Below are 19657 nucleotides of genomic sequence, written 5' to 3' on the forward strand. Positions count from 1 at the left end.
AATCTGCCTCAGTTCCGTTCAGGCGTGGGGTGCGATATGGCCGACTGGATCATTCTGGCCGCGATCAGTCTTGTCTCTTGTTGCGTTGCCATACAATGGTTGCTGCCCCGTCGCGGGCGCCGTGATGACAGCTATGGGTTGTTCACAAACTCCTCGCTGTTTGACACGGTGTTTTTGTCCGATGGCGATCGGTTGATAAGCCATTCAGATATCGCCCTTGCGGGGTTCGAGCGCGTTTCCGGGTGGGCCGATTTGCGGCGTCTTTTGCAGCGGGATTTCCCGACTTTTCCTGAAACACCAGAGGTCGTCCGCGATCAGGGTAATCTGGTCGTGTCCGCCATCGATTGCACGGTCGAACGTGAGGTTGTGTGCGAGTGGATCGACGGAATCGTCCGGGTGCAGCTGCGCGAAACCCCTAAAGCAAAACACGCCGGGCTACGGGATCCGAACGACCCCATCCGGCTGGCAATGGACCGGGCGCCCTACCCCGTTTGGTTGCTGACAAGCAGTAACAGGATTCGATGGTGCAATGCGGCCTATGTCGCTCTGGTGCGAAAGGCACGCGGTCTGGATGCTGATTTGACCGCACCGTTGTTTCCGGCACCTCAGGACGAGTCGCGTCCAGGTGGAAAGTCGCGCGTCTCCGTCGATGTTGCAGGCAGTAGTAGTAGGTTGTGGTTCGATTTGACTCAAATCGAGCATGATGAAGGACGCCTGTGCTACGCCGTCGACGTCAACGCTATTGTTCAGGCCGAAACAGCGCAGCGCAAATTCGTTCAGACAATGACTAAAACCTTTGCGCAACTGTCGATTGGATTGGCTATCTTCGACCGCAACCGCCAACTGGCATTGTTCAATCCAGCCTTGATCGATCTGACAAATCTGCCGCCCGATTTTCTAAGCTGCCGCCCCAGCCTCAGCAGCTTTTTTGACCGCTTGCGTGATCAGCACATGATGCCAGAGCCGAAGAACTATCGCAGCTGGCGCCGACAGATGAACGACCTGCTCGAGGCCGCAGAAGATGGCGAATATCAGGAAACCTGGTCCTTGCCATCCGGATCTGTCTATTCAGTCAGCGGCCGACCGCATCCGGATGGTGCCGTAGCCTTTTTGTTCGAAGATATTACGGCCGAGATTACTCTGACCCGCCGGTTCCGCTCTGAAATGGACCTGATGCAATCGATTCTGGACAAGCTGGCTGATGCCATCGCGGTCTTTGCGGATGATGGAACGCTGGCGCTGACAAACTATGCCTATCAAAAGCTTTGGGGCGACACGGGTGAGGTTGGTTTTCAGACCGACACTGTGATGGCTGTGACGCGAAGCTGGCAGGATCGTTGCGTCGCAACGCCGATCTTGGGAGAAATCCGCGATTTTGTCGAAATGCGCGATGATCGTGCTGAATGGACTGCCGAAATTCAGATGCGCAACGGGACCGCGTTGGACTGCACGGTGACACCAATGCAGAACGGTGCAACGATTGTGCGTTTTGCCATAGACACTAAGTTGCTCGACTCGCTCAGGACGCAGCAGATCAGCGCCTGAACCGGGTTGCAGCCGCTGGGACGCGCGTTCATTGTGGCGCCATGATCAAGGCGCCCTATTCAATCACCCTGAATTCACCGCATGAAACCGCAGAATTTGCAGCGCGTCTTGGCGCTGATGCAGGTCCCGGGGACATCTTACTGCTGGAAGGTACAATCGGCAGCGGCAAAACCCACTTTGCGCGCAGCCTGATACAATCGCTGATGGATATGCCGGAAGATGTCCCGTCGCCCACCTTCACATTGGTGCAAGCCTACGACACGCAAGTGGGCGAAATCTGGCATTGCGATCTGTATCGCCTAAGCACGGTGGACGAGATTGAAGAGCTCGGCCTGATAGATGCGTTCGACCACGCAATATGCCTTGTAGAATGGCCTGACAAACTTGGCCCGTTGAAGCCCAAAACAGCACTGACTCTCAGCTTTCAAACAGACCCGGATTCAATGGATACTCGCCATCTGACCGTGTCGTGGTGCGACCCGAAATGGGCTCTGAGGCTGGAGAACGCGGCATGACAAATCGTGCAGCTTTGGCCGAAGCCCTGATTGCGCAAACGCCCTGGGCCGGCGCCAGCCGCGCGCCGCTGGCTGGGGACGCCTCGAACCGTCGGTATGAGCGCCTGACCGATCCTGTCAGCGGCCGCACAGCTGTTTTGATGGATGCGCCTCCGGAAAAAGGCGAAGACGTCAACCCTTTTGTTCGCGTTGCCGAATACTTGCGTTCGAACGGCCTGAATGCGCCTGAGATCTATGCAGTGGATGCGCAATCCGGGTTTCTGTTGCTCGAAGATCTGGGCGATGATCTTTTTGCTCGCGTGCTGGAACAGGAGCCCGCGAAAGAACGTGCACTCTATGAGGCCGCAACCGACGTTCTCGTTCACTTGCACAAAGCGCCTTTGCTTTCGGTGCCGTCCTATGACCCGAAACTGATGACCGAATTGGCGGCGCTCTCTTTTACCAAATATGCGCAACGTATTCTTGGGCAGTACGACGTGACCGCCCTGGCGCGGTTTGAAGACCGGTTCTCCCATATTCTGCACCACGAGGCTTCAGGCACAAAAGTCGTGATTCAAAGAGACTATCATGCCGAAAACCTGATCTGGTTGCCTGAAAACAAGGGCGTTCAGCGTGTCGGTTTGCTGGATTTTCAGTCCGCCATGCTGGGGCATCCCGCGTATGACCTTATGTCGCTTTTGCAGGACGTGCGCCGCACTGTGTCCGCCGTGACCGAAACGCAGATGATCGACCGCTACCTCGCAGCCACGGGGCTGGATGATCACGACTTTCGCACTGCGTATAGCGTGCTTGGGGCGCAGCGTAATCTGCGTATCCTGGGCGGTTTTGCGCGTCTGGCGACTGAATATGGCAAACCCCATTACGTGGACCTGATCCCTGCCACATGGTCGCACCTGACGCGCGATCTCGAACATCCCGCGCTAGCCCCGGTTGCAGACGTGCTGCACCAGGCGCTGCCCGCACCAACGCCGGAAAATCTGGCAAAACTGAGGATGAAATGACTCGAAGTCCTGATGCGTTGATGCTGTTTGCGGCCGGGTTCGGTACCCGAATGGGCGATTTGACCAAAGATCGGCCCAAACCGTTGATCGAAGTCGCCGGAAAGCCGCTGATCGATCACGCGCTGGAGTTCGTGAACGAGCTCAACCCCCAACATGTCGTCGCCAACCTACATTACCGTGCAGATCAGCTTTCGGCCCATTTGGCACCAAAGGGTGTTCTGCTGTCTAACGAAGCACCAGACATATTGGAAACCGGGGGTGGGTTGCGTGCGGCCCTGCCCTTGCTGGTCACGAATCCTGTTTTCACAATGAATTCGGACGCGATCTGGGCCGGACCCAACCCTTTAACCTTGCTTCAAAGCGCCTGGGACTCAGAGCGTATGGACGCCCTTTTGATGTGTATTCCGACCAGCCAAACCATTGGTCATACCGGCCAAGGGGATTTTATTGCGGATCAGGACGGACGGATCACGCGCGGGCACGGGCTGGTCTATGGCGGTGCGCAGATCCTTAAAACGGATGGCTTGCAAGCTTTCCCACAAAAGGCGTTCTCGTTGAATCTTCTCTGGGATCAAATGCTTGATCAGGATCGCCTGTTTGCACTGGAATATCCCGGGCGCTGGTGTGATGTCGGACGACCCGAAGGGATTGCTCTGGCCGAAGGTTTGCTGGCAGATGTTTGACTCCGGCACCCTGCCCCGCGTCTTTGCGGTTCCGCCGGGCGCGGACTTCCCCAAAGCGCTGGTCGAAGGTCTGCGACAGCGCAATGCTGGCCCGCCCGAGGCAATGGCCCGCGTTCAACTGGTCGTCAACACAAGGCGGATGGCCCGGCGCGTGCGGAGCTTGTTCGACCAAGGCCCGGCCTGCCTGCTACCGCGACTTTCTTTGGTCACCGATTTGGGGGAAAGCCTGGATCTGGCGCAGATTCCGCCGGCCATTCCGCCGTTACGACGCCGGTTGGAACTGACCCAGCTGATTGCCAAGCTATTGGAACAGCAACCCGATCTGGCTGCGCGTTCGACCCTGTTCGATCTGTCTGACAGCCTAGCGGCCCTAATCGACGAGATGCAGGGCGAAGGCGTGTCTCCGGACGCAATCCGTCAGTTGGATGTCAGTGACATGTCTGGCCACTGGGCCCGCGCGCAGGCCTTTATCGGGATCACCGACCACTTCATCGAGTCCGGAACGGATGCTATGGATGCACAAGCCCGCCAAAGGCGTGTGGTGCAAGACCTGATCGCCCGCTGGAGGGTGGCACCGCCCCAGCACCCGGTTGTTCTTGCCGGGTCGACCGGGTCGCGTGGGACCACCTTGATGCTGATGCAGGCGATCGCCCGGTTGCCGCAGGGGGCATTGGTGCTGCCCGGTTACGACTTCGATCAGCCCGATCATGTATGGCGCGAACTGGATGAGGCCCTAGCGTCAGAAGATCATCCACAATACAGGTTTCACAAACTGATGCGCGGACTGGAGATCACGCCGGACCAGATTGCGCCATGGACGGATCATCAATCGCCCTCACCCGCCCGTAACCGTTTGGTTTCGCTCGCTTTACGACCAGCACCGATCACGGATGCCTGGATGACCGAAGGTCCGCAGCTTTCAGATTTACACGATGCCACCAAAGACCTGACCCTGGTCGAGGCACAATCCCCCCGGGCGGAAGCGCTGGCCATTGCTCTGCGGCTGCGGCAGGCCGCTGAAACCGGCCAAACCGCCGCGTTGATCACACCGGACCGAATGCTGACACGGCAAGTCAGCGCTGCGCTGGACCGGTGGAACATCCTGCCGGACGACAGCGCGGGCCTGCCGCTGCAGCTGTCACCCCCCGGACGGTTTCTGCGCCATGTCGCGGGGCTGTTTGCCCGCCGTCTGGATGGTGAGGCGCTATTGACGCTGCTCAAACACCCCTTGTGTCATGACGGTGAAGATCGCGGTGTCCATTTACTGCACACCCGTGATCTGGAACTTGACCTCAGGCGACATGGGCCGCCGTTCCCCGACGCCACAAGCCTGACGGCCTTTGCGATCCGAAAAGACGTACCCGAGGGTTGGGTCAACTGGGTGACTACGCGTTTTTGCGACCAACAGATCCTGGGCGAGCGGCAACTGATCGATTGGGTCGATCACCTACAGAGTTTGGCCGAGGCGATATCCGCTGGCAGCACTGGCGAAAACGGAACTATTTGGGACAAAAACGCCGGACAAAAAGCGCTGAAACTTGTGGCCTCCCTTAAGGATGAAGCGCATCATGGCGGCCCCATGACAGCCCATGACTTCACCGATCTGCTCGGCGCACTACTTGCGGGTGAAGAGGTCCGAGACCGCGACGCGCCGCATCCGCATATCATGATCTGGGGAACGTTAGAGGCCCGCGTTCAGGGGGCTGATCTTCTGATCCTTGGCGGGTTGAACGAAGGCAGCTGGCCAGAAGCACCTGCACCCGACCCCTGGCTGAACCGTCAGATGCGTGACAAGGCTGGTCTGCTGCTGCCAGAACGGCGGATCGGTCTATCAGCACACGATTTTCAACAGGCAGTTGGCGCGCCAGAGGTCTGGTTGACCCGCGCGGTTCGATCAGACGACGCAGAAACCGTCCCGTCGCGCTGGGTAAACCGCCTTGCAAACTTGTTGCAGGGCTTGCCGGGGCAGGGTGGCCCTGCAGAGTTGGCCGAAATGCGTGCCCGTGGTCAGCAATGGTTGACCTGGTCCGAAACACTGGAAGACGCCCCTCGGATTGCTCCGGCACAGCGACCCTCGCCCAGGCCTCCGGTTGCGGCGCGCCCAAGACGGCTGTCAGTGACCGAGATCAAGCGCCTGATCCGTGATCCTTACGCTATTTACGCCAAACACGTTTTGCGGCTGAAGCCGCTCGACCCCTTAGTGCAGGCACCAGATGCCTTGTTGCGCGGGATCGTCGTTCACGAAATTCTTGAGCATTTCATCAAAGACAGCGTGCTCGACAGTGCCTTGCTGACTCGTGAGAACTTTCTGAACCGGGCCGGCGCCTTGTTGGATCAGCATGTGGCCTGGCCAACGGCCCGCAAACTGTGGCACGCGCGGCTTGAACGGATCGCGGACGACTTTCTAGCCGCCGAAATCAGGCGCCGCGGCGATGGCGGCCCCATTGCTTTTGAGGCTACGATGAAACTGGCTTTGACACCGCTCGATTTCACGATCGCAGGACGCGCAGACCGGATTGACCGAAACAGCCGGGGTGCATTGCGGATCATCGACTATAAAACCGGCGCGCCTCCGCCAGAAAGCCAGCAGGCAAAATTCGACAAACAGCTGCTGATCGAAGCCGTCGTGGCAGAGCAGGGCGGCATTGACGGGATCGACCCCATCTCGGTAGCTGAAGCAATCTTTGTCGGTGTGGGCAACACCTACAAAGAGGTCACAGCGCCGCTGACGAAAGAGCCAGTCGACAAGGTGTTGATCGAGCTGAAACAGTTGGTTTCAACCTATTTAGAGCCTGATCAAGGCTTTTCATCACGTCGCATGCTGCACAAGGACACAGACTTGGGCGACTATGATCATCTGGCCCGGTTTGGCGAATGGGACCGCACCGCTGACACCCAACCCGAGAACCTGACATGAGCCCGCGTAACGACGCCACCGAACGGCAGGTGCAGGCCGCGCGCCCCGATGCGTCGACATGGCTCGCCGCCAATGCGGGCTCGGGCAAGACACGGGTTCTGACAGACAGGGTCGCGCGCCTGTTGTTGGGCGGAGTGCAACCCCAGCACATTCTGTGCCTGACCTATACCAAGGCCGCCGCCAGCGAGATGCAGAATCGGTTGTTCAAACGCCTTGGCGAATGGGCCATGCTGGGGGATGACCCACTGCTGGAACAGCTGACCGATCTGGGGGTTCAGGGTGTCATCGATCCCGCACAGCTTGCTCAGGCGCGCACGTTGTTTGCCCGCGCTATCGAAACGCCGGGTGGTCTTAAGATACAAACGATCCATTCGTTTTGCGCCTCGCTGTTACGCCGTTTCCCACTCGAAGCCGGGGTCAGCCCGCAATTCAGCGAGATGGAGGACCGCGCCGCAGCGCTATTGCGCGACGAAATCGTCGAAGACTTCGCAGATGGGCCTCAGGCAAAGCTGATCGAAGATGTCGCACGCTTTGTCACGGAGTCTGGGTTCGAAAACCTGACGGCGGCGGTGACACAAAAACGGAACCTGTTTGCGCACCCATTACGAAGGCCTGACCTTCTGCAACGCTTTGGGCTGCCGGACGGGTTTGATGAGAACGCTTTGGTATCTCGGGTTTTTTTAGGCGGTGAGGTCAACCTCATCCGGTCAGTTTGCGAAGTGCTCGACACCCAAACAAAGACCATGGTCGAGCTTGCCGGGGAGTTGAACAAGGTAAACTGGCGGTCACCCAAAAAAGTTGATGTCGAGAAGTTGTACTCTCTCTTTTTGTACAAAAGTGGTGCTAAGTATCGTCCTGAAGCTAAAACCAAGTCAGTTCCTACAAAAAAAACTCAGGAAGCACTAGGATCTCAGCTGCTTGAGTTTCACGCATTGATGGAGCGTGTTGCAGCAGCCCGAGAAATGGAACTGGCCCTTGTTGCTGCGGAAAAAACGGCCGTTATGCATCGATTTGCCGCTGCCTTCCTGCCCGAATACGAACGACGCAAGCAATTGCGTGGCTGGCTGGACTTCGATGATCTGATCCTGCGTGCGCGTCAGGTACTGAACGATCCGGCGGTTGCAGAGTGGGTGCTTTATCGTCTTGACGGCGGCATCGACCATATTCTGGTGGACGAGGCCCAGGACACCAGCCCGGATCAATGGGATGTCGTCGAAAAACTGGCGCAAGAATTCACCAGCGGGGAAGGCGCCAGATCCGGGGTTGAGCGCACGATCTTTGTGGTCGGCGACAAGAAGCAATCAATCTATTCCTTTCAAGGTGCAGACCCGCAGGCCTTTGATCGAATGCAGTTCGAATTTGGGCGAAAACTGGCGGAATCAGGCTCTAAACTGTGGGAATCAACGCTTGAGTATTCCTTCCGATCTTCCAGCGCGATCTTAAACCTTGTCGATATCCTGTTTGAAAACCGCACAGAGGCGGGGTTTCACAAGGAAGCCCAGCACCGCGCCTTCAAAGCCGATCTGCCCGGTCGCGTGGATTTGTGGCCGGTGGTGGAAAGAGTCGAAGATGACACCGAGGGAGACTGGACCGATCCAGTCGATCGCCCCGGCGCGCGCCATCACACGGTGATCTTGGCAGAGCGCGTCGCCAAAGCGATCAAGACGATGATAAACGACGGAACAACGATCCCTGAGGATGGTGAAACTTCGGGGCGGTTCGCGCGCCGGAAAGTTGAACCGGGTGATTTCCTGATACTGGTTCAGCGCAGATCCGACTTGTTTGCGGAGATCATTCGCGCCTGTAAGTCCGAAGGCCTGCCCATTGCGGGGGCTGACCGGCTGAAGGTTGGCGCCGAGCTCGCCGTCAAAGACTTGGCCGCTTTGCTGAGTTTCCTTGCTACCCCAGAAGACAGCCTATCGTTGGCCACCGTTTTGAAATCGCCGTTGTTTGGATGGTCAGAACAACAGCTTTTTGATCTGGCCCACCGGCGGGATGAACAATTTCTCTGGGCAGCGTTGCGAAAGCGCTGCGCTGAATTCCCTGAAACGCTGTCCATTCTTGACGATCTGAGGGGTCAGATCGACTTTTTGCGCCCTTATGACCTGATCGAGCGCATCCTGACCCGCCATGACGGACGGCGCAAATTGCTTGGCCGTTTGGGAGCCGAGGCTGAGGAGGGTATTAACGCGCTGCTGTCGCAGGCCCTCGCGTATGAGCGGACGGATATTCCCAGCCTGACCGGATTTCTGGTGTGGATGCAGACCGATGATCTTGAAATCAAACGCCAGATGAGCGGTGTCGGCAATATGATCCGGGTCATGACGGTGCATGGCTCAAAGGGTTTGGAGGCACCCATTGTCATACTACCGGACACCGGCAAACGACAGCCCCCCCGCGACGCCGAGATTATGGTCGCGGACGGCACACCGTTGTGGAAAGTTCCTGCGGATGCGTCGCCCAAGCTTGTGTCGCAAGCGCGGGATGAAGCGCGCAGCAAGGAAGAAAGTGAACGGCTGCGATTGCTATATGTGGCTCTAACACGGGCCGAAAAATGGTTGATCGTTGCGGCCGCCGGCGATGTCGGCAAAGATGGAACCAGCTGGTATCGGATGGTCGAAGCCGCGATGGGGCGGGCAGGGGCAACCGAATTGCCGAACTCGGGCATCCGAAGATTGTCGCATGGGGATTGGGACAAGCTGCCTGTGGTCGAGCATGCTGAAACAGTGCGGCCGCATTTCGATTTGCCGGATGTATTCTTACAACCCGCGCCAGAGCCGGTGATCCCCACAGAAACACTCAGCCCGTCAGATCTGGGTGGCGCCAAAGCGTTGCCCAGCGATGCCGGGCAGGATGAAGTGGCGGCCAAACTTCGCGGTACCCGCCTGCATCTGCTGCTGGAACACTTACCTGGAACCGGGCAGGACCTATGGCCACAGCTTTGCGCCAGGGTTCTTCCCGATATGCACGAAGCAGAACGGCAAGACCTTTTGTCCGAGGCCAGCCGCGTCCTAACCGCTGATCATTTGCGACCGATCTTTACTGATGACGCGCTGGCCGAGGTCCCGATTTCGGCAGACCTGAATGGGCAGCGCATACACGGCGTTGTGGACCGTCTGATCGTGACGGAAACTGAAGTCCATGTGGTTGATTTCAAATCAAATGTGACCGTTCCAGCCCAGGCGGAGAGGTGCCCTGAAGGCCTGCTGCGGCAGATGGGCGCCTATGCGCAAGCCCTGGCGCAAATCTATCCGGACAAACAGATCCGAACCGCAATTCTGTGGACCCGGACAGCCGAGTTGATGTGGTTGCCACACGATCTTGTGACGGACGCGGTGTCGCGCAACCAGATATCTTGACCTCCCCTCCGGCGGCACCTACGTTCACTCCCCAAGCGCATCTCATTCAGGAGACAGAGTATGTCGACCGTAGCCGTCACCGACGAAACATTTGACGCCGAAGTCAAGAACTCGGACGTCCCAGTTGTTGTAGATTTCTGGGCCGAATGGTGCGGACCCTGTAAGCAAATCGGTCCCGCCCTGGAAGAACTGGCCTCTGAGTACAACGGCAAGGTGAAAATCGCCAAGGTCGATGTGGACAGCAACCCAAATGCCGCCGCCGCTATGGGCGTGCGCGGCATCCCCGCCTTGTTCATTTTCAAAGACGGTGAGGTGGTATCCAACCGCGCCGGCGCCGCCCCCAAAGCCGCGCTGCAAAGCTGGATCGACGAATCCATCTGATCTGGTAGTAACAGTATCATCAAAAGGCGCCTCAGATCGGGGCGCCTTTTTTGTTGAGCGAAGGGAACAGCTGATGGCAAAAACGCGGGTTCTTGTGGAGTTCGGAATGGGCACGTCGCTGCGACGCACGGACTACACCGACGCAGCGTTGCGTGCCATCAAAGACGCGCTGTGGCACAACTCGGTCAATATGGCCGAGCTGTTCGGGTTTCCGAAGGAAGCGATGATCATCGATGTCGAGATCGGGGTGCAGCAACCGGATCAGGTTGATGTGGAGGCGCTAAAAGCTGTCTTCCCGTACGGCCAGCCCAACATTTCCGTGACCAAAGGCGGTTTGGACATCAACAAGCCGCATGGCGATGGCCGCACGGTCATAGCCAACGCTGCCCTGATTGTCTCGTTTAACATGGAGCCCGCGCAATGAGTGAAAAACGTATCATTCTGGAAATGGGCACGGGAAACGACCTGTATGGTCAGGATTACACCAAGGCCGCGCAACGCGCCGTGCAGGATGCGTTGCACCATTCTTCAATCACACTGTTTTCCAAGCTTGGCATCGACCATTCGGAAATGCGTGTATCCGTGACGATCGGTGTGCAGCAGCCCGACGCCGTGGATTGCGATCTGGTTGCCGCCGATCTGCCACGGGGTCGCGCCAAAGTTCGCGCAGTCAAAGGCGGGCTGGACGTCACCGACGATGAAGCGGGCACACGCCATGTTATCGCAACGGCCGCGATCGAGGCATTTTTGCCGGATCAAGCCGGCAAATATGTGCAGAGATGACAAAGAAAAAGCCGCTCGGATATCCGGGCGGCCGTTCCGCTTCCTAGATCCGGGTTGGGATCAGAAGTTTGCGATATCCGCGCGCACCAGCCCGATATCTTCCAGCTGAGCGTCAGTCAGATTCACCAGAATCTTGCGTGTCTTGCGGGCTTCATTCCATTCGACGGCACCGTCGAAAGCTTTGATGAAGGCGTCCACTACGTGCAGGATGAAAGCTGCTCCGAGCGGCGCATGAATATTTGCGGTCGTTGCCATTTGCGCAGTCCTTGTATTTGAAACAGCCGACCCCTTGTCGGTTGTAAGGCTCATGTAGTCTCAAGGGTGCAGACTCACAATTGCTGGTCCGGTAACCCCGGATTGCGTCCTGTGCATATCTTTTGTGCGGTTTATGAACGGGTTGCGCCATGGACCTACCCGGCCCATATAGGGTGCCGACGATAGTGGAGGCTTACATGGCAGACAGCGACTTTCCCGGATGGCACGGCACAACGATCATTGGCGTCAAAAAGGGCGGTCAGGTCGTCATCGCCGGTGACGGGCAGGTCAGCCTTGGCCAGACCGTGATCAAGGGCACTGCGCGCAAAGTGCGTCGTCTGTCACCCGGTGGGTTTGAAATTGTCGCCGGGTTTGCCGGATCCACAGCAGACGCTTTCACGTTGTTGGAGCGTTTGGAAACCAAGCTTGAGGCAACGCCTGGCCAACTGGCCCGCGCCTCGGTCGAGCTGGCGAAGGACTGGCGCACCGACAAATACCTGCAAAAGCTTGAGGCGATGTTGATTGTCACCGACGGTAAAGACTTGTTTGTGATCACCGGGGCAGGGGACGTGTTGGAACCCGAACATAACGTGGCCGCCATCGGATCAGGCGGAAACTTTGCCCTTGCCGCCGCCCGCGCCATGATGGAAAGCGACAAATCGGCCGAAGACGTCGCCCGTCAGTCCATGGCTATCGCGGCTGATATCTGCGTTTACACCAATGGCAATCTGACGGTCGAGGCGATCTCAGGCTAACAAAGCTGAGATTTCTTTGCCCTTCCAGCGGCGGTGCATGCCGATCAGCCCGAGGATCGCCGCAACAATCACGATGTAATAGGGCACACGGATGTCGATGCTCATCAAGCCTCCGCCGATCAGGGACATCACCCCGCCAGCAAGGCAGAACACTGCCGTTGTGACCCCCATAACCCAACCCTGATCCGTTTCACTGACAGCCGAGGAAAACAGGCCCAGAAGGGTTGGGTATGAAACGCCGAAAAAGAAGTAGAAGAAGAACACGGGGATGTAGCTGAGCACGCCGCTGGGGCTAAAAGCAAAGGCGAATCCGCTAACCACCATGACCACAAGCGACGTGTAGATGATCGCGTGTTTGCTGAACCTCTCTTGCGCGGGTTTGACAAGGAAGGTGCTGGAAAAGGCCAGCGCAACGCCAATAACCACCATCGCCATGCTGCCGCCGATCACCCCATAGCCAAAAGCACTAGTGAGGAAATTGTCGACAAAGACATAAAAGGTGACATTCGCGATCATGAACAGCGCATAGACAGGCAGAATTTTCAGGACCATCGGATGTTCGCGCACCGCAATCAGGCTGTCTGTGATGTCGCGTGGACGGAACACAAACGCGGCGCGTTCAGTCCGGGTGTCCTTGAAGAAAAACGTCACCAGGAAGATCGCGATGAGAACCAGAACAAACGCGCCAAAAAACGGCGTTTTCAATGTTGCTACGCTGCCCAGCAGGGCGGTATCTGACAGCACTGCACCGATGATTGGCCCTCCGACCAGACCAAAGCTGACGCCGGTGATGATGTAACCCATATTGCGGTCGCGATCCGCCGCATCAGTGCTGCCATCAATCATGGCCGCCTGCGCAATAGGTTGGTTTCCGGCGGTGAACCCGGTGATGGACCGACCCACGATCAAAAGCAGCAGACTGTTTAGGTACAAGGCCACAATGGTCAGCGCGTAGCCCGCCAATGCGCCTGCCAGACAGACCAGAAGCGCATTTTTGCGACCGATCGAGTCCGAGACTTTCGAGACATAAACAACGCCCAGAAACCAGGACAGAAAGAAGCAACCGATCACCAGGCCATAATACAGGTGCCTACGGCCAGATGGCGTACTTTCCGGAAGGAATCCTGATTTTGTCTCCATGATTAGTGAGTTGATAATCGGGAAAACCAAGCCCTGCCCGATCAGGTCGACAAACACGACAAACAGCAACGTGATTTTGGCAATCTTTGTCATTTCGCAATCCTGACCACTCAAACCATTGAAATCACTTTAGCAGACGCTGATCGTTTGACCTATGGCGCTGTTGGTGGAAAGCAATTGCAAACCAAAGACGCCGTTGCTAACCAACGCTGCCAGCGAAATTGGCTTGGTTGTTTTCATGGTCGCCGTGATTACCTATGCCAAATGTCACCAATGCCGACCGAAAGGACTGCCCCTTGACCGACCTAACCCCGCGCGAGATTGTCTCGGAACTGGACCGTTTTATCATCGGTCAGAAAGACGCGAAACGCGCAGTGGCGGTGGCGTTGCGCAATCGCTGGCGGCGCAAGCAGTTGGCCGATGATATTCGTGATGAGGTCTATCCAAAGAACATCCTGATGATCGGGCCCACCGGCGTGGGTAAAACCGAAATCAGCCGACGTCTGGCCAAGCTGGCACGCGCGCCTTTCATCAAGGTCGAGGCAACCAAATTCACCGAGGTCGGCTACGTCGGTCGCGACGTGGAACAGATTGTCCGTGATCTGGCCGACGCTGCCATTCTGCAAACCCGCGAATTCATGCGCGAAGATGTGAAAGCAAAAGCCTATGAAGCCGCCGAAGATCGCGTGATCGAGGCCATTGCCGGAACCGACGCCCGCGACGGCACGCGCGAAATGTTTCGCAAGAAGCTTAAAGCAGGCGAACTGGATGATACGGTCATTGAGCTTGAGCTTGCCGACAGTTCGAACCCGATGCCGATGCTCGACATTCCAGGCCAACCCGGCAGCCAGATGGGCATGATGAACCTGGGCGATATCTTCGGCAAAGCCTTTGGCGGACGTACTGTCAAACGCCGGATGACCGTCGCGGAAAGCTATGATCTTCTGATCGGGGAAGAAGCGGACAAGCTACTGGACGACGAAACCGTCAACCGAACCGCATTGGAGTCCGTGGAGCAAAACGGCATCGTATTCCTGGACGAGATCGACAAGGTCTGCGCGCGTGCCGACGCCCGCGGTGGCGATGTCAGCCGCGAAGGTGTGCAGCGAGATCTGTTGCCCCTGATCGAGGGCACGACTGTATCCACCAAACACGGCGCGGTGAAAACTGACCATATACTGTTTATTGCGTCGGGCGCGTTTCACATCGCCAAGCCGTCGGACCTGTTGCCAGAACTTCAGGGCCGTTTGCCTATCCGGGTCGAGCTTCGGGCGCTGACTGAAGAGGATTTCGTGCGTATCCTGACGGAGACCGACAATGCCCTGACCCGTCAATATACGGCCCTGATGGGCACCGAAAAGGTCACCGTTGATTTCACCAAGGATGGCATCGCCGCGCTGGCACGCATTGCGGCCGACGTAAACCAAAGCGTTGAAAACATCGGCGCACGTCGACTGTACACGGTGATGGAGCGTGTTTTCGAAGACCTGTCCTTTGCTGCACCCGACAAAGCAGGGGCGGAAATCACCGTCGATGCGCAGTTTGTTAGTGACAATCTGGGTGAACTGACCAAATCCGCTGACCTGAGTCGTTACGTTCTGTAACCAAACCAGCCAGAATTCGCTGCTTTATCGCAAGCGTTCACCTGTTGTCACTGGACGCGGTGCAGGAAATGAATAGCGTAGCGCAACGACACTCCGAGGTCTTATTGTGCTGCGCTATTTTATTATTCTCCTGACTGCTGTTACCTTGACTGCTTGTGTGGATCGCTCGATTTCCGAAACCGTCCCAAGCGCGCTACGGGTTGGAACACCCGAAACGGTCTTTGCCGTGACGTCGCGCGCGCGCGAACCGGATGGGTCATACGGGTATCGCAGGGCAGAGCAGCTGCGGTATCTGGAGATGACAGTGTCAATTCCGCCGTCTCATACCCCGGGGACCCTGAAATTCTCTTACGCCGACCCGAATCCAGACAAACAATTTGTCTTGGCCGATGTTAACGAGTTTTCCGGCCCGCAAGATCTCCGGAAACGGCTGACAGGTGTGAAAGAAGTCACCATTTTTGTTCACGGGTACAATGCAACTCAGACCGAAACCGCGTTTCGGGCTGCTCAGCTGGCGCATGACATCGGAATTCCCGGGTCGATCCTGATTTATTCCTGGCCAAGTCAGGCGCGCGGAATTGGCTATGCTTATGATCTGGACAGCATGTTGTTTGCGCGGGACGGGTTAGAGCGCACGATCCGCGAGCTAAAAGCGATGGGGGTGACCCATGTGAACGTTCTGGCGCATTCCATGGGCGGCGCCCTGACAATGGAAATGATGCGTCAAGCAGAGCTGCGGAAACCTGGCTGGTCCAAACGTAACATTGAAGGCGTCATTCTGATTTCGCCGGATCTGGACGTAGATCTGTTTCGAACGCAGATGGACAGCATCAAAAACCCTCCGGATCCGTTTGTTGTGATGGTGTCAAAAAAGGACAAGGTCCTGAATATCTCGGCCCGGCTGCGCGGCACTGCTGACAGCAAAAGGTTGGGCAACATAGACTCGATTGAGCAACTGGAAGACTACCCGATCAGCGTGATCGACACGACCGCGTTCAACAGCGATGCTGGGTCATCGCATTTCGTTGCAGCGACGTCGCCTGCGCTTTTGTCCATCCTCAGCTCTGTTCGGCGCGTCAACAACACCTTCGGACGCGACCGACCGGGGGTGAAAGCCCTGGTTCCAGCGACCGAAATCAATACTGACGGCGCCACAGAAATCGTATTGACCGAGACGGGAGCGGCACAGGTCACCTCTCCGTGACACAGTTTCACCTGCGCCAATACCTGCGCCAAAATGCAACCTGGCTTGGCGCAGGGGTTTTGCTGACCTTTCTGTCCAGCTTTGGTCAGACGTTCTTTATCTCGATCTTCGCGGGTGAAATCCGGTCAGAGTTTGGGCTAAGCCATGGCGCGTGGGGTGGGCTATATACGTTGGGCACAACCGTTTCGGCCATCGTGATGATCTGGGCCGGCGGGTTGACCGATGTCTTTCGTGTACGTGTCCTGGGACCGATTATTTTGGCCGGTCTGGTATTGGCAACCGTTGCCATGGCGCTGAATTCCTGGGTGGTTCTGCTGCCTGTTGTTATCTTCTTGTTGCGTCTTTTTGGCCAGGGGATGAGCACACATCTGGCCCTGGTCGCAATGGCACGCTGGTTCACAGCCACGCGCGGCAAAGCCCTTTCGATTGCGGCGATCGGATTTGCGATTGGTGAAGCGCTGCTGCCGCTGGCCTTTGTGGCTGCAATGGTTTTTCTGGATTGGCGCTGGCTGTGGATGTTTGCTGCCGGCATCACCCTTCTGGGTATCCCTGTATTGATGCATTTACTGCGACAGGAAAGAACACCGCAAAGTCTGGCTGACAAATACTCGTCCACCGGCATGCAGGGCCGTCACTGGACCCGGCGTGAGGCTTTGTCCCATCCGCTGTTCTGGTTCATTGCGCCATCTGTGCTGGCGCCATCCGCCTTCACCACCGCGTTCTTTTTCCACCAAGTCTATCTGGCCGAAGTCAAAGGCTGGCAACATATCCAACTGGTCGCCCTGTTCCCCATCTTCACCGCCGTATCACTGCTTTCGATGTTCGCCGCAGGATGGGCTTTAGACAAATGGGGTACTGCACGCATGATGCCGTTTTATCAGCTGCCCTTTGCCATGGGCTTTGTCACTCTGGCGATGTCGACTACGATCAGCGGCGCCATGGTCGGGTTGGTGTTTCTGGGCCTGACCGTCGGGGCAAACAACACTTTACCCAGCGCCTTTTGGGCCGAGTTCTACGGTACGCGGCATATTGGGTCGATAAAGGCGCTGGTCACGGCGGTCATGGTACTTGGGTCAGCCATCGGGCCGGGCCTGACCGGTATTCTGATTGATTATGGCGTTTCGCTCGACACCCAGTTCCTGTGGATCGGGGCATTCTTTCTGCTGGTGTGCCTGTTAGTGTGGATCGGGGTGACCCGTGCCGCACGTACACTCTAACGAGTGCGCCGCAAATAGACGTAGTAAGCGCCGTCGCCGCCATGGCTGATATGGGCAGGCGAAACCTGCATCACCGCCTGCGCCAATGGGTGCAGAGACAGCCATTTCGGCACCTGATTGCGCAAGACGCCACGCGGCGTTGGAATCGGCCCGGGCTCATCCCTGTCTTTTCCCTTCCCGGTCACCACCAGAACCAAGCGCTTGCCCTGTGCCTGCGCATTCAAAATGAAGCGGATTAGCGCCGGATGGGCCGTATCAACCCGCATACCATGTAGGTCAAGCTTGCCTTCAGGCTTCAGCTTGCCGCGTTTCATCCGATTGAACGCCTTGACATCCATCTGAACCGGAGCCGCTCTGAGCGTTTCGGTTACTGAAGGCTTGAGGCTGTTCCCGGATGGTTTTGCGCGGTGGTTTTGCCCCAGCTCAAATGCGTCAATCCGGGGTTTCGGACTTTTCTTTGGCTTTGGCTTGGGTAGGGGTGTTGGATGAACAGCCTGAGGGATTTTAGGGTGCAAACGTTCCGCCTTTTGCGCGACCTTCCGCCAAAGCTCGACCTCTTCAGCCGTCAGTTTGCGCCGGGTCATCAGAATTCATCCGGCAACAAGGCGTAAGCGCGTTGTATCGGCAACAAAACCACCATTCGACCCGGATCTTTCAATTGTCCAGCGGCCTGACCCGCTTCATCTCCAGTACCGAAAAAGATATCGGCCCGCTGGGCGCCCTTGATGGCCGATCCTGTATCCTGGGCGATCATCAACCGGCGGATCGGGTCTTTGCCATCCTTTTCCACCCAGACCGGTGCGCCAAGTGGCGTAAAAGCCGGGTCGGCGGCAATGCTGCGCATCGTGGTCACGGATCGGTTCATCGCCCCCAACGGCCCGAATTCCGGCGCCACCCCTGTGACTTCGCGGAAAAACACATAGGACGGGTTGTGAAATAGCAGCTCTGCGCCGGCCTCGGGGTTCTTGCGTACCCATGCGCGGATCATCTGGGCGCTGACCTCATGCCCGCCTAAGATACCACGCCGAACCAGCTCGACCCCGATTGAGCGATAGGGGTGTCCATTTGCGCCGCCATATCCGACGCGCAAAGCGCCGCCATCTGGCAAGCGCACACGGCCCGAGCCCTGAATTTGAAGAAAAAACAGTTCGACCGGGTCATCGACCCACGCAATCTCTAACCCGCGGCCCTGCATCGCATCGCCAGTCAGAATGTCACGGCGGCTGAGCCATTGCCCGGCTTCGCGGGCCTCGGGCGGCATCTTGTAGATCGGGTATTTGAACCGATCCGAACGCGATCTGGACCCATCAAGTTCTGGTTCGAAATATCCGGTAAACAGTGCGTCATTCCCGTCCTCAACCAGAACAGGCCGGAAAAATAATTCGAAAAATGAACGGGCGGCATCGGCTTCATACGACCGGGCCGCACCACAAAGCGCCCGCCAATCCGGCCCAGCCAGATCACCACATGTGTTCAAAAAAACTGAAAGGGCTGCCCCGTGATCGTCGGCAGCCCAGCCATCAAGATCTTCGAATGACAGGATAGAGCGCGTCGCCTCTGCTCCGGCGGCGCTGGCAGAGGTCATGACACCCACCAATAGTAGCGACCGGAGCGTTGCAATCATGCGTCCGTGGCGACAAGCAGCCAGTTTGGATCGTCCTTGCCCATTACTCGGGCAAAGGTCCAGCTGTCCTTTTGGCGTTTGATCGTATTGGGGTTGCCTTCGATGATATCACCACCGCGATCACGCACGACCGATGTCAGTTCGCCCACAAAGCGCATGGTGATTTCCGCCTGATTGGTGTCCTTGTCGAATTTTGCATCCGACAGTGTGGTTTCGCGCACACCAACAAATTCAGCTTCGATTGTCAGACCCTGATCTTCGCGCGCGGAAACAACCGATACGAAGGTGTCGAACACCTCTTCCGACAGGAACGGCTGAATCTCGTCAAGATTTCCCTTCTCGAAGCCCATCACGATCATCTCATAAGCGCCGCGCGCGCCCTGCACGAATTCTGTGACGGAAAAACTGGGCTCGACGCGCTTCATCGCAGCCAAAGTCTGGGCCTGATCACTGTCTTCGGGCACATGATCCGTAATGTCATGATCGGGACCACCTTCAATGACTTCGAAATCGCCACGGGATTTGCTTGCATTGGGCTGCTGTTGCAACGGTGGTTTTTCGAAACCTTCGCGCGTGCCCAAAACGCTTCTCAGGCGGAGGATCAGGAAAACAGCAATGCCAAGTAGCACCAAAAGCTGGATCATGGGGTGGTTGCTCATTTCATTCTCTTTTCA

Annotated in this window: 18 protein-coding genes; 13 read left to right on the plus strand and 5 right to left on the minus strand. The window is 57.2% G+C overall.

Annotated elements, in window-relative coordinates:
• The first annotated feature begins 36 nt into the window (after positions 1-36).
• The 9 genes from Q1B13_RS13860 (at position 37) to Q1B13_RS13900 (ending at position 11184) form a co-directional block, all read left to right on the plus strand.
• A complete protein-coding gene (locus Q1B13_RS13860; protein WP_299081234.1) occupies positions 37-1545 on the plus strand; it encodes a PAS-domain containing protein in 1509 nt (502 codons plus the stop codon).
• A gap of 41 nt (positions 1546-1586) precedes the next feature.
• Entirely contained in the window at positions 1587-2060 is a 474-nt protein-coding gene (tsaE, locus tag Q1B13_RS13865; protein ID WP_299081231.1) for a tRNA (adenosine(37)-N6)-threonylcarbamoyltransferase complex ATPase subunit type 1 TsaE, read from the plus strand.
• Positions 2057-3061: a phosphotransferase gene (locus Q1B13_RS13870; protein WP_299081229.1), complete on the plus strand. Its 1005-nt coding sequence runs from the start codon at positions 2057-2059 to the stop codon at positions 3059-3061. Before tsaE ends, Q1B13_RS13870 begins: the two co-directional genes overlap by 4 nt.
• Positions 3058-3744 carry a nucleotidyltransferase family protein gene (locus Q1B13_RS13875; RefSeq protein ID WP_299081227.1) on the plus strand — a complete coding sequence of 229 codons (687 nt, stop codon included), beginning with the start codon at positions 3058-3060 and terminating at the stop codon, positions 3742-3744. Before Q1B13_RS13870 ends, Q1B13_RS13875 begins: the two co-directional genes overlap by 4 nt.
• Positions 3737-6661, plus strand: a complete 2925-nt coding sequence (gene addB / locus Q1B13_RS13880) for a double-strand break repair protein AddB (RefSeq protein WP_299081225.1) — start codon at positions 3737-3739, stop codon at positions 6659-6661. Before Q1B13_RS13875 ends, addB begins: the two co-directional genes overlap by 8 nt.
• Entirely contained in the window at positions 6658-10020 is a 3363-nt protein-coding gene (gene addA, locus Q1B13_RS13885) for a double-strand break repair helicase AddA (protein ID WP_299081223.1), read from the plus strand. Before addB ends, addA begins: the two co-directional genes overlap by 4 nt.
• 60 nt (positions 10021-10080) lie before the next feature.
• On the plus strand, positions 10081-10401 hold the full coding sequence (gene trxA / locus Q1B13_RS13890; protein WP_298935853.1) for a thioredoxin: 321 nt from the start codon (positions 10081-10083) through the stop codon (positions 10399-10401).
• A 73-nt stretch (positions 10402-10474) separates the two neighbouring features.
• Complete coding sequence (locus Q1B13_RS13895) at positions 10475-10825, plus strand: Lin0512 family protein (RefSeq protein ID WP_299081220.1); 351 nt, start codon at positions 10475-10477, stop codon at positions 10823-10825.
• Positions 10822-11184 carry a Lin0512 family protein gene (locus Q1B13_RS13900; RefSeq protein WP_298935855.1) on the plus strand — a complete coding sequence of 121 codons (363 nt, stop codon included), beginning with the start codon at positions 10822-10824 and terminating at the stop codon, positions 11182-11184. The genes Q1B13_RS13895 and Q1B13_RS13900 overlap by 4 nt, the downstream gene beginning before the upstream one ends.
• A 60-nt stretch (positions 11185-11244) precedes the next feature.
• On the opposite strand, the gene Q1B13_RS13905 is transcribed toward Q1B13_RS13900, so the two are convergent.
• Positions 11245-11439 carry a DUF1127 domain-containing protein gene (locus Q1B13_RS13905; RefSeq protein ID WP_298935856.1) on the minus strand — a complete coding sequence of 65 codons (195 nt, stop codon included), beginning with the start codon at positions 11437-11439 and terminating at the stop codon, positions 11245-11247.
• A gap of 197 nt (positions 11440-11636) precedes the next feature.
• Between Q1B13_RS13905 and hslV the strand changes: the two genes are divergently transcribed.
• Complete coding sequence (gene hslV, locus Q1B13_RS13910; protein WP_298935857.1) at positions 11637-12194, plus strand: ATP-dependent protease subunit HslV; 558 nt, start codon at positions 11637-11639, stop codon at positions 12192-12194.
• Here hslV and Q1B13_RS13915 read toward each other — a convergent pair.
• Positions 12186-13427, minus strand: a complete 1242-nt coding sequence (locus Q1B13_RS13915) for an MFS transporter (protein WP_299081217.1) — start codon at positions 13425-13427, stop codon at positions 12186-12188. The two genes, hslV and Q1B13_RS13915, sit on opposite strands and share 9 nt — an antisense overlap.
• A gap of 203 nt (positions 13428-13630) precedes the next feature.
• On the opposite strand from Q1B13_RS13915, the gene hslU reads away from it, so the two are divergent.
• From hslU to Q1B13_RS13930, 3 genes are all read left to right on the plus strand, one after another.
• The gene (gene hslU / locus Q1B13_RS13920; RefSeq protein ID WP_299081214.1) at positions 13631-14938 is read left to right on the plus strand and encodes an ATP-dependent protease ATPase subunit HslU; all 1308 of its coding nucleotides are present in this window, start codon (positions 13631-13633) and stop codon (positions 14936-14938) included.
• Positions 14939-15044: 106 nt separating this feature from the next.
• Entirely contained in the window at positions 15045-16142 is a 1098-nt protein-coding gene (locus Q1B13_RS13925; RefSeq protein WP_299081211.1) for an alpha/beta fold hydrolase, read from the plus strand.
• On the plus strand, positions 16139-17359 hold the full coding sequence (locus tag Q1B13_RS13930; RefSeq protein ID WP_299081206.1) for an MFS transporter: 1221 nt from the start codon (positions 16139-16141) through the stop codon (positions 17357-17359). Before Q1B13_RS13925 ends, Q1B13_RS13930 begins: the two co-directional genes overlap by 4 nt.
• Here Q1B13_RS13930 and Q1B13_RS13935 read toward each other — a convergent pair.
• From Q1B13_RS13935 to Q1B13_RS13945, 3 genes are read right to left on the minus strand one after another with little or no spacing between them, the layout of a single operon-like run.
• The gene (locus tag Q1B13_RS13935) at positions 17356-17943 is read right to left on the minus strand and encodes a Smr/MutS family protein (RefSeq protein ID WP_299081202.1); all 588 of its coding nucleotides are present in this window, start codon (positions 17941-17943) and stop codon (positions 17356-17358) included. The genes Q1B13_RS13930 and Q1B13_RS13935 overlap by 4 nt on opposite strands.
• Positions 17943-18983 carry a murein transglycosylase A gene (locus Q1B13_RS13940; RefSeq protein ID WP_299081199.1) on the minus strand — a complete coding sequence of 347 codons (1041 nt, stop codon included), beginning with the start codon at positions 18981-18983 and terminating at the stop codon, positions 17943-17945. Before Q1B13_RS13940 ends, Q1B13_RS13935 begins: the two co-directional genes overlap by 1 nt.
• Positions 18980-19642 carry a Tim44/TimA family putative adaptor protein gene (locus tag Q1B13_RS13945; protein ID WP_120633028.1) on the minus strand — a complete coding sequence of 221 codons (663 nt, stop codon included), beginning with the start codon at positions 19640-19642 and terminating at the stop codon, positions 18980-18982. Before Q1B13_RS13945 ends, Q1B13_RS13940 begins: the two co-directional genes overlap by 4 nt.
• Positions 19643-19657: the final 15 nt, after the last annotated feature.

The sequence above is a fragment of the uncultured Ruegeria sp. genome, assembly GCF_947489545.1.
In the GTDB taxonomy this organism is placed as follows: Bacteria; Pseudomonadota; Alphaproteobacteria; order Rhodobacterales; family Rhodobacteraceae; genus Ruegeria.

Bases quoted from the DNA above. Each gene is read 5' to 3' on its own strand.
- Q1B13_RS13905 (WP_298935856.1), bottom strand. From the start codon at position 11,439: ATGGCAACGACCGCAAATATTCATGCGCCGCTCGGAGCAGCTTTCATC.
- Q1B13_RS13945 (WP_120633028.1), bottom strand. From the start codon at position 19,642: ATGAGCAACCACCCCATGATCCAGCTTTTGGTGCTACTTGGCATTGCT.
- Q1B13_RS13870 (WP_299081229.1), top strand. From the start codon at position 2,057: ATGACAAATCGTGCAGCTTTGGCCGAAGCCCTGATTGCGCAAACGCCC.
- addB (WP_299081225.1), top strand. From the start codon at position 3,737: ATGTTTGACTCCGGCACCCTGCCCCGCGTCTTTGCGGTTCCGCCGGGC.
- Q1B13_RS13860 (WP_299081234.1), top strand. From the start codon at position 37: ATGGCCGACTGGATCATTCTGGCCGCGATCAGTCTTGTCTCTTGTTGC.
- Q1B13_RS13900 (WP_298935855.1), top strand. From the start codon at position 10,822: ATGAGTGAAAAACGTATCATTCTGGAAATGGGCACGGGAAACGACCTG.
- hslV (WP_298935857.1), top strand. From the start codon at position 11,637: ATGGCAGACAGCGACTTTCCCGGATGGCACGGCACAACGATCATTGGC.
- tsaE (WP_299081231.1), top strand. From the start codon at position 1,587: ATGATCAAGGCGCCCTATTCAATCACCCTGAATTCACCGCATGAAACC.
- Q1B13_RS13915 (WP_299081217.1), bottom strand. From the start codon at position 13,427: ATGACAAAGATTGCCAAAATCACGTTGCTGTTTGTCGTGTTTGTCGAC.
- Q1B13_RS13875 (WP_299081227.1), top strand. From the start codon at position 3,058: ATGACTCGAAGTCCTGATGCGTTGATGCTGTTTGCGGCCGGGTTCGGT.
- Q1B13_RS13895 (WP_299081220.1), top strand. From the start codon at position 10,475: ATGGCAAAAACGCGGGTTCTTGTGGAGTTCGGAATGGGCACGTCGCTG.
- Q1B13_RS13940 (WP_299081199.1), bottom strand. From the start codon at position 18,983: ATGATTGCAACGCTCCGGTCGCTACTATTGGTGGGTGTCATGACCTCT.
- trxA (WP_298935853.1), top strand. From the start codon at position 10,081: ATGTCGACCGTAGCCGTCACCGACGAAACATTTGACGCCGAAGTCAAG.
- addA (WP_299081223.1), top strand. From the start codon at position 6,658: ATGAGCCCGCGTAACGACGCCACCGAACGGCAGGTGCAGGCCGCGCGC.
- Q1B13_RS13935 (WP_299081202.1), bottom strand. From the start codon at position 17,943: ATGACCCGGCGCAAACTGACGGCTGAAGAGGTCGAGCTTTGGCGGAAG.